This window comes from Pedobacter sp. HMWF019, assembly GCF_003061025.1.
GTDB lineage: Bacteria > Bacteroidota > Bacteroidia > Sphingobacteriales > Sphingobacteriaceae > Pedobacter.
This window is the reverse complement of sequence record NZ_QAIL01000475.1, coordinates 10,245-19,138: the sequence shown is the minus strand read 5'-3', so window position 1 is coordinate 19,138 and position 8,894 is coordinate 10,245. Positions and strand designations below refer to the sequence as shown.

8 protein-coding genes and 1 pseudogene are annotated in these 8,894 nt (G+C 39.4%); 7 read left to right on the top strand and 2 right to left on the bottom strand.

Annotated elements, in window-relative coordinates; all coding sequences use genetic code 11:
- The first annotated feature begins 109 nt into the window (after positions 1-109).
- The 3 genes from DBR11_RS24750 to DBR11_RS24740 all read left to right on the top strand — a co-directional run bounded on the left by DBR11_RS24750 (position 110) and on the right by DBR11_RS24740 (position 4,088).
- Positions 110-2,059 carry a RagB/SusD family nutrient uptake outer membrane protein gene (locus DBR11_RS24750; RefSeq protein ID WP_108555257.1) on the top strand — a complete coding sequence of 650 codons (1,950 nt, stop codon included), beginning with the start codon at positions 110-112 and terminating at the stop codon, positions 2,057-2,059.
- 22 nt (positions 2,060-2,081) lie between these two features.
- Positions 2,082-3,281, top strand: coding sequence for a DUF5000 domain-containing lipoprotein (locus DBR11_RS24745; protein ID WP_158275375.1), 1,200 nt, complete (start codon positions 2,082-2,084; stop codon positions 3,279-3,281).
- 111 nt (positions 3,282-3,392) lie between these two features.
- Entirely contained in the window at positions 3,393-4,088 is a 696-nt protein-coding gene (locus DBR11_RS24740; protein ID WP_108555255.1) for a DUF4998 domain-containing protein, read from the top strand.
- Between the two features lie 116 nt (positions 4,089-4,204).
- On the opposite strand, the gene DBR11_RS24735 is transcribed toward DBR11_RS24740, so the two are convergent.
- Entirely contained in the window at positions 4,205-4,570 is a 366-nt protein-coding gene (locus tag DBR11_RS24735) for a hypothetical protein (RefSeq protein ID WP_108555254.1), read from the bottom strand.
- Between the two features lie 176 nt (positions 4,571-4,746).
- Between DBR11_RS24735 and msrA the strand changes: the two genes are divergently transcribed.
- On the top strand, positions 4,747-5,406 hold the full coding sequence (msrA, locus tag DBR11_RS24730; protein WP_233260896.1) for a peptide-methionine (S)-S-oxide reductase MsrA: 660 nt from the start codon (positions 4,747-4,749) through the stop codon (positions 5,404-5,406).
- Positions 5,407-5,413: 7 nt separating this feature from the next.
- Positions 5,414-5,926 (top strand): peptide-methionine (R)-S-oxide reductase MsrB, encoded by a 513-nt coding sequence (gene msrB / locus DBR11_RS24725; RefSeq protein ID WP_108555252.1) that lies wholly within the window; start codon positions 5,414-5,416, stop codon positions 5,924-5,926.
- Between the two features lie 11 nt (positions 5,927-5,937).
- Here msrB and DBR11_RS24720 read toward each other — a convergent pair whose 3' ends face one another.
- Entirely contained in the window at positions 5,938-7,470 is a 1,533-nt protein-coding gene (locus tag DBR11_RS24720; RefSeq protein WP_108555251.1) for an MFS transporter, read from the bottom strand.
- 339 nt (positions 7,471-7,809) lie between these two features.
- Here DBR11_RS24720 and DBR11_RS24715 point away from each other — a divergent pair, with 339 nt between their 5' ends.
- Positions 7,810-8,379 carry an adenylate kinase gene (locus tag DBR11_RS24715; RefSeq protein WP_108555250.1) on the top strand — a complete coding sequence of 190 codons (570 nt, stop codon included), beginning with the start codon at positions 7,810-7,812 and terminating at the stop codon, positions 8,377-8,379.
- A gap of 101 nt (positions 8,380-8,480) precedes the next feature.
- Positions 8,481-8,894: pseudogene (locus DBR11_RS30345) on the top strand (GTPase ObgE); the annotation flags it as partial.

The following is an 8,894-nucleotide window of genomic DNA, read 5'->3' as shown; positions in this document are numbered from 1 at the left end:
AGGTTACCCGATACAAAAAGTATATAATGTTGGGCTAAGAGTTAGCCTATAACATCTTCGATTACACATTACTCCTTAACAGAATAGTTTCAAACTAATTATAATTTAAATGGAACATCATTTCAATTTAAACAGCCGTCTCTTAAAAAAGCTTTTTCCAAGAACTATACTTAAAGTTCTTATTCTTATAGTTTTAGTAACTGTTTCGTGTAAAAAAGATTATCTAGACGTTATTCCGGATAATATTCCTACGGTAGATAACGCGTTTAATTTACGCGATGAGGCAGAAAAATATTTGTTTACCTGCTATTCTTACATTCCAGACGATGGCAATACAGCAAGTAATCCGGCTTTTTTAGGTGGAGATGAACTGGCTACACCTCTTATAAGCCGATCTAATAGTTTGGCCGCAAATCTGCCGCGGGGAAATCAAAACATTGTTGATCCATATTATAATTACTGGGACGGTACAAATGGATCTCCTTCCATGTTTCGCGCAATTAGAGACTGTAATGTTTTTATTGAGAATATGAGCAATCTTTCTAAAGTACCTGATATTTCGCCCGATGAAAGAAGAAAGTGGATATCCGAAGCACAGTTTTTAAAAGCGTATTATCATTTCATACTTATGAGGGCTTATGGACCGGTTCCTATAGTGGATGTAAGTCAAAATATTGACGTGCCTATAGCGCAACTCAAAGTAAAACGAAAACCGGTAGACAGTGTAGTAAATTATATCGTCGCACTATTAGATAAAGCAAGTTTAAACTTACCCGCTACTATCCAAAATAAAACAAACGAATTGGGTAGAATAACAAGGCCGATTGCACTGAGTATGAAAGCGCGGGTTCTAGTATTTGCAGCAAGTCCTCTATTCAATGGGAATTCGGATTATTCTTCATTTAAGGATAAAAGTGGATTGCAGTTAATTAGTTCAAATTATGACGCGAATAAATGGAAGCGGGCTGCCGAAGCTTGCAAGGAAGCTATATCAGCATGTGAAGGCGCTGGTATAGCATTGTACGTTTTTCCCGGGACTTCCTTTAAATTAAGTGATACAACCAAAAAACAAATGAATTTGCGTAATGCTGTGACTGATAAGTGGAATTCTGAATTAATCTGGGGGCTCTCAAATGCCAATACAAATGGACTGCAGGCAGTTACCGTGGGGCATTTTGACGGCAGATATGGTGGAAGTAATGGTGCAATTGCAGATGTAGGAGCTACTATGAAAATGGCAGATATGTTCTATAGCTCGAATGGTGTACCAGTAAATGAAGACAAAACACTCAACTTTTCTAATCGTACGGAAAGAAGAACGGGTATTTATACGGAACGTTTTAATAATCTTCAGGGATATATATCCTCTAGATTGAATTTTGACAGAGAGAATCGCTTTTATGCCTCACTTTCTTTTGATGGTGGAATATGGTACCAAGAAAGCAGCCCCTCCTCAACAGATGAAAATACTTATAACATGCAGGCAAGGCAAGGTGGAGCGAGTACAGGAACTCCATTACCAATAACAGGCTATTTTGCGAAAAAATTAATCAATTGGAAATATACCTGGGGTGCAAATAATGTCGTATCCACTGAACGTTACCCTTGGCCAAATTTTCGTCTGGCTGATCTTTACCTGCTTTATGCTGAGGCTTTAAATGAATTTTCAGGCCCTGGAAATGAAGTTTATGATTATATAAATCGTATTAGAACAAGATCGGGACTAAAAACTATAGAGGACTCATGGACAAATTTCTCAAATAACCCATCAAAATACCAATCAAAAGAAGGTTTGAGAGATATTATTCATCAAGAGAGAGCGATTGAATTGAGTATGGAAGGAAGCCGGTTCTGGGATTTACGCAGATGGAAGACAGCTACCGTAGAGCTTAACGGAAACGTTCAGGGTTGGGATATTAACCAAGCTACTTCGGCTTTATATTATAGGCAACTGACATTCTTTAGTCAACGATTTGTAGCCCCAAGAGATTATCTATGGCCAATTACAGAAAATAATCTCCTGGTTAATGAGAATCTGGTGCAAAACCCAGGTTGGTAGATATACAATTAAATATATTCACATGAAAAAACTATTTTATATTTTGAAAATAGCCGGATTAATGGCCTTGTCATTAATGAGTATTCCGGGTTGTAAAAGAGATATGTTAAATACCCCACTAGAAAAGAATACGGGAAAACCTGGTGTCATTTCTAATATAGGGATTAAGAATGAAAGCGGCCAGGCTACGCTAACCTATGCTTTGCCCAGCGATGAAGATTTGTTGTATGTTAAAGCTGTCTATGAAATAAGACCAGGAGTGAAACGTGAAATCGTATCATCTTATTATAATAACCAGCTGACAGTTGATGGATTTGGGAGTGCTGGAGAGAAAGAAATAAAATTATATTGCGTTAATCGCAGTGAGACGGCATCTGATCCGGTAGTCGTGAAAGTAAACCCTACAAAACCGCCAATTGAGCTGGTTTATGAAAGCTTGAAAATTGTACCCGGTTTTGGCGGCCCTAATATTAAATTTACAAATGATCCTAAGGCAGCTATTATCATTGTTCCCCTTGCAGATACTTTAAATAATGGAACATGGGCGAATCTCGATAAAATATATACGCAAAGTGCGGCAGGAAATTTAACCATAAGAGGGCTTCAATCTAAACCAATAAAATTTGGCTTTGTGGTAATGGATCGCTTTCAAAATGTTACTGACACGTTAATTCAAAAATTAACACCATACAGTGAAATAAGATTAGATCGCTCAAAGTTTAGCCCTTTTCCTTTACCTGGAGATGCCGAATTAGCTTATGGAACTTTTGTAAAATACATGTGGGACGGGAATTATAATCAGGCGAGGTGGCCATGTACTTTTACAGTGGAGAGTGCAGCCACACCTCAAACAATTACCATCGATTTAGGTGTCACAAAGGCATTGAGCAGGCTCGTTCTATTTCCCAGAACGGAAGATGGAACCAACTTCTATGTTCGGGGTAACTTGAAAGATTATGAAGTTTGGGGTACTAACAATCCATCAGCTAATGGAAGCTACGATAACTGGATGCTCCTGGGGTCAAAAACAATTGTTAAGCCTTCCGGACTTCCAGCTGGTACAGAATCCGGAGAGGATCTTGCCTATGCTCAAAAAGGTTGGGAGATGGAATTCGAACCAGGACAGCCTCCTTACAGATATGTTCGGCTAAAATGTTTAAAGAACTGGCAGAATGCATACTTTATGATGATTACGCAAATGGAAGTTTACGGAAGTAAATGAGTGCTTATTTAAGACCAATGAAACCATCATGTGCAACACTACACAAGCCCAAATGAATAAATTTTGGTAGCACGTGATGGCCTCATAACCTTTAAAAATAATTATATACTGATGAAAAATAACAAGATTTTATATAGTAGTATTTTACTGCTTTTTACTGTAATGATTAACTCATGCAGAAAAATGGATGATTACAAAACAAGGTTTCAGGGCAATAATGAAATATCATATCCAGGTATTTTAGACTCAGTAAAGGTATTGCCGGGAAACAAAAGGGTGATGTTGACAGGACTATTTACCTCAGATCCTAAAATTATTAAGTATCGAATTTTTTGGAATGGAAGGAACGACTCCTTGGAAAGATCGATTAAGAGAAGCCAAGGAGTTGATACGGTAAAAGAGATCATAACCAATCTGCCCGAAGGTGCAATGAATTTTGAGATTAGAACTTTTGATGATAAAGGCAACAGATCGGTTCCAGTTTACGCCAATGGGATGGTGTACGGTGTAAATTATAACTCGGGTATCATTAATAGGGGGATCACTTCAAGTGTTTTTGATGGCTCCAAAGGCATTCTTACCATAAATTGGCTTGAAGCTGATCCAACGATGTTGTTTACCGATATAATTTATACATCTACTTCTAATCAAACAAAGAAGATCAGACTAGCTGAACTTGATGCCTCTACTGTAATAATTAATGATTACAAATCTACAACAGAGGTTTTATACAGGTCTGCATTCTTGCCGGCAAAAAGCGCTATCGATACTTTTTATGTGTCGAATTTTGACAAATTCACTAAATAATAATATTGAAACCTATTTTGATGGTTAGATATTAAATAGTTGGTGTTTAGTTGGTTGAGTGAAGAGGGTGTGTCATAGATCATGATCATCCTCTTTTTGTTTATTGGTTTTTTAGCTTACAAATATTTTTTTTGAATGGGTGTGGTATATGGGATAAACCGCCACGTAATAAAAATAACCGTAGCAACTGAAAGATAGAAAAGTTGCGCTCCATGATCTTCTTCGGCACTCAGATGAAGCGCAATTGTCATTAAAATGATGGATATCATTAACTGAATTTTACCGAGTGTTTTAAATGGAATGATCTTAAAAATACCAAATTGAAAATTTGTACAAAGCGTAATGACCAGATGTATCTCCGCTAGTGTGTAAGTGATGCGAGAGGTTAACGAAGGTAGTTGAAATAGGGTTGGGGGTAGAAACAGGAGAATGACGATCAGATAGTCGATGATCCCGTGGAATTTTGGGTTGAGTTTGAGCATAATTTTAGATATTAGTGGAGAATATAGTTATGTACGAAACTCAGAACCAACCGGATGGCTGTAAATGAAAATATTTTAATTGTAAGCGAATTGTCTTTTCTCTGCTAAAAGATAAAAAACGAAACCCAACGCTCCTTTTTTTCGTTAATTGAGTAAATGAAACAAATCTTAAAAAGATGAGAAAGATAGTTTGCTATATGATCTTGTATACCTTAACGATTGGCTCTGCATTTGCAGCATCATTCAAAGGCCCTGGTGTAACAGATCTTAAAAAAGAGAAATCGCTACTTCAGAAAGTCAAATTGGATACGGCCACTTTTGCAACGGGTTGTTTCTGGTGTACAGAAGCCAAGTTTAAAGAGCTTAAGGGGGTAGAGAAAGTAGTTTCTGGTTTTAGCGGAGGGCATGTAGCTAATCCGAGTTACAAAGAGGTGTGTACGGGGACAACTGGCCATGCAGAAGCTTGCAACATTATTTATAATCCTTCGGTCATCTCTTTCGATGAATTGCTGCAGGCCTTTTTTGTAGCCCATGATCCAACGCAGCTGAACAGGCAGGGGAATGATGTTGGAACACAATACCGTTCTGCTATTTTCTATCATAATGCCGCCCAGAAAGATAAGGCAGTCTATTATGTTAATAAACTTAATGCGGAGAAAGTCTATAAAAATAAGATTGTAACACAGGTGGTGCCTTTTAAAGTTTTTTATAAAGCAGAAGATTATCATCAGGACTATTTCAGCCAAAACGGCAATGAACCCTATTGTAAATATGTGATACAGCCTGAACTTGAAAAGTTCAAAAAGGTGTTTAAAGATAAAATCAAAAATAAATGATCAGGCCATGAAACCATTCATTTTAATCACAGCCTTGTGCTTACTGTCCTTCACAGGTGTTTATGCACAACACCTGAAATCTTCTAAAGGCCATGAAAATAATCCTTATTATTCCAATACAGATACCAAGCCAGTAAAGGTTTCGAATACGGTATGGAAAAAAATTCTGTCGCCTGAGTTGTATGCAGTTGCGAGGGAGCAGGCAACAGAACAGCCATTTACCGGGCAATACTGGAACCAGGAGGCTAAAGGAACTTATTATTGTGCGGTTTGCGGAAATGTGTTGTTTAAATCGGATGCTAAATTTTCCAGTACTTGTGGCTGGCCAAGTTTTTTTGAACCCATAGGAAAGAAAAGTGTGATTTATAGGGAAGACAATTCGCTTGGCATGCAGAGAACAGAAGTACTTTGTGCCAGATGCGGATCTCATCTCGGACATATCTTTGATGATGGCCCCCCACCAACCGGCAAAAGATTTTGTATGAATTCTGTTTCTCTGGATTTTGAACCGGACAGATAAGATTTGCGAATTTAACCTGGCTTATTTTTAATGCTTAGGAAAGCCGTCAATGCGGCAAGAAATGCCAGTCCTGCAGCTACCTTCATGATCTTCTTATAGGCTTTCGTAAAGCTGGTTTGATAAACTGTTTTTATTTGTTTTTTAACTGATGCAGGGAGATCTGACGGCACTTGAGCATCTCCCAGATTAATGGCCTGGCCGAGAATGACCTGTTTCTGCTGTGGATGAAGCGGGAGGCCGATCAGTTCCTTTTGTAATGCTCCTGTAAAGAACAAAACGGCCAAAGCACCAAGAATTGCATTGGCAAACACACCTGAGATCCTTGAAATAGCATTGTTTATACCAGACGCGGTTCCTGAAAATTGATCATTTACTGCGCCCATTACTGCTGCGGTAAGTGGAGCAACAGTAAGCGACATACCAAATCCAAAAACTAGTATCCCCGGAAAAAAAGTGATCCAGTAATCTGAAGCACCTCTGGTCTGCCCTACAAAAGAGAGCATCAATAATCCCGCTCCTGCAAGAAAAGGTCCGGTAATCAGAAATAAACGGGGGCCATATTTGTCTGCCAGGCCACCAGCAAAGCGAGCGTTTACCACCATAAAAATAGTGAATGGCAGAAAGGTTAGTCCAGATTGAAGCTGGGTATAGCCTTGTATCTGAACCATGTTTAAAGAAAGGAACAGCATGCCTGCACCAAGTCCGGCATAGAGGAAGAAAGTAAGCAGGTTAGTTCCACTAAACATCTTATTGTGGAAGAGATTTAATGGCATCATCGGTTGAGGACTTTTTTTTTCTATAAAAACAAAGGCCAGTAGTAGTAGAAGGCCCGCTGTGACAGAGCCGTAGCCCTGGATGTGACTAAAGCCAACAGTTGGGATACGCAGAAATCCGAAAGTGAGCAGGGCGAGGCCAAAGGCAATCGCTATTGCACCCTCAAAATCGAGTTTTTTTGAACTGGTCTTGTCCTTTGTTTCCCGTACTTTAAAGGCTAAAATAAGCAGTGCAACAACCCCAATAGGTACATTAATGAAAAATATATAACGCCATAAACCGGCATCAGCCAATGCACCCCCAAGTGCGGGTCCGCCCATAGTAACCAGTGTTGTTGCAGCAGACCAGGTTCCAATAGCTTTGCCTCTTTCTTTTTCCCGGATAGAGGAAGAGATCAGGGATAGGCTCCCGGGGATCATAAAAGCGCCACCAATGCCTTGCATAACTCTCAGGATGATCAGCATAGGAGCTGAAGAGGAAATTCCACAGGCTGCTGAACCGAGAATAAAAATAAAAATTCCAGCCATGAAGATCTTCTTACGGCCAAAGTGATCTCCCATCGTACCGCCGATTAGGATCAGTGCGGCAAGCATAAGCAGGTATGCGTTGAGTATCCAAAACAAATCAGGTCCGGAGGCACGAAGGCTCTGCTGTAAGGAAGGTAAGACAACATTTAAGGCCGTAGCATCTATAAATGCCATGGCAGAGGCCATTATGGTAGATGCCATTATCCATTTGCCCTCTGTACTTTGAAGTGCTACTGTTGCCATAAGCCCTTGGTTAATTTGTTGCTTAAAGATACCTAATTATCTAGATCCTGATATCATCTGCATACTATCTTCATACCATGTTCGCATAAAAGGGCCTTAGCCCATGTTTATATGAGCTTGTTGCGAAGAAAGTATGAAGATATGCGAAGGAAGGTGGTCCTCTGTCTTGTGTACCTTGTACTGAGATTATGTTGCTATAAAATAGCAGCCTGTTTTAAGTCCTATTTTTATTAAATTCTTGTTAAATTGGTTACTGATACGTAACTTCGCAATCTCAAAACTGAGAAAAGCCTAACTGCGGATGGCAGAAAGGCTTTTAAATTTTTAAAGACAACCCAAATGCTGAATTTTGTTCTCTTTGGCCCACCGGGTGCAGGCAAAGGCACCCAATCTGAAAAATTAATTGATAAATATCAGTTAATCCACATCTCTACCGGTGACCTTTTTAGGGCACATATTAAAAATCAATCTCCGCTAGGCCAAAAGGTGAGTCAGCTTATTGCAGACGGACAGCTTGTTCCGGATGAAATTACGATTGCAATGCTGGAAGAGGAAGTGGATAAGAACCCTGAAGCAAAAGGATTCATTTTTGATGGTTTCCCGCGGACGGTTCCTCAGGCACAGGCCCTGGATGAATTTTTAGAAAGCAAAGGCAGTAGTATTGCAGGTGTAATTGCCCTGGATGTAGACCAGGACGAATTGACCAAAAGAATTGCCCAGCGTCAAAAAGAAACCGGTAGGGTGGATGACCAGGCTGATAAACTGCAGAAACGTATTGAAGAGTATTTCAATAAAACCATTCATGTTTTGCCTTATTATGAGGCGCAGGGAAAATTGAGCAAAGTAAATGGTATCGGAAAAATTGATGATATCTTTGCAAGCCTGTCTGCTGTTATTGACCAGTATTAATAAAAATATTTGTTTAAATAGCGGGACAGATCTAAGTTCTTCCCGCTATTTTTATTTATAATGAAATTTTCAGAAGAGATTCTGACTCAAATAAAAAGATTATGTCGCAAGGTTCAAATTTTGTAGATTATGTTAAAATATGCTGCCGTTCTGGTAAGGGAGGGGCAGGTTCTGCACATTTACACCGCGATAAAAAGACGGCGATGGGTGGACCAGATGGTGGTGATGGTGGCCGCGGAGGACATATTATCTTAAGGGGTAATACGCAATTCTGGACCTTGTTACACTTAAAATACCGTAAACACATTATTGCTGAAGACGGAGGATGTGGTTCCAGCGGACTTTCTTCTGGTAAATTTGGAAAGGATGAAATTCTGGATGTTCCCCTGGGAACAATTGCAAAAGATGCAGAAACAGGCGAGGTATTATTTGAGATCACTGAAGAAGGAGAAACCAAAATTCTGACTCCTGGAGGCCGTGGCGGATTGGGTAACTGGCATTTTAAAACGCCGACC